The organism is Vibrio sp. 2132-1, assembly GCF_033344315.1.
Window position 1 is genome coordinate 1 of sequence record NZ_JAWPON010000324.1, and the last position, 711, is coordinate 711.

1 protein-coding gene is annotated in these 711 nt (G+C 43.3%); it reads left to right on the forward strand.

Translation table 11 applies throughout. The features are described from left to right. Positions 1-123 precede the first annotated feature (123 nt). Positions 124-711, forward strand: a 588-nt coding sequence (locus tag R8N47_RS25190; RefSeq protein ID WP_318186104.1) for a DMT family transporter, incomplete at its 3' end; no start/stop codon positions are given.

Genomic DNA, 711 nt, shown 5'->3' on the forward strand with positions numbered 1-711 from the left:
AATTTGCGCATGGAACGAACCTGTTTTCAATGTGTAAGTTTTACTTACAATAGTGGTTAATATTACTCGCTATTTCTATAAAGTCACTTTTCATAAAATGCTCCGAGAATTAAGGAGTATCTAATGAATCACGTTCACAAACCCATCGTATTTATGTTGATGTCTACATTAAGCTTATCTGTTACGGGCTTGCTAGCAAAGCAGCTGTCTGAGGCGCTTTCGGTAACCATGTTCAGCTTTCTGCGATTTTTCCTACCTGCGCTTATCTTGCTCTTAGTTCTGATCCCGAAAGGCATCAAACTGCCGAAATCGACCGAGCTGAAGCCCACTTTGCTACGCGCACTTTGTATTGGTCTGTCTCAATTGTGTTTTATTGCGTCTCTTCAAACGTTAACGCTGGTCGAAAGTGTGGTCCTTTTTGCTACAGGCCCGTTGTTTATGCCTGTGATTGAGAAGCTTGTCTGGCATGGAAAAATTCGTACGTCCACCGTTTTTGGTATTGTGATGGCGTTTAGTGGTGTGGTGTTGTTGGCTGGAACGGAAGGCGAATTTACTTTGCGATACGACTTACTGCTTGGTTTGGCTGGTGGTTTGTTTAACTCCGGCTCACAATTGACGCTGTATAAAGTCAGCAAAAGCAATATGTCGCCGCTAGAGATCAACTTCTGGGCGTTTAGCTTTGCCGCGTTATTTATTCTGCCTTTGGCGCTT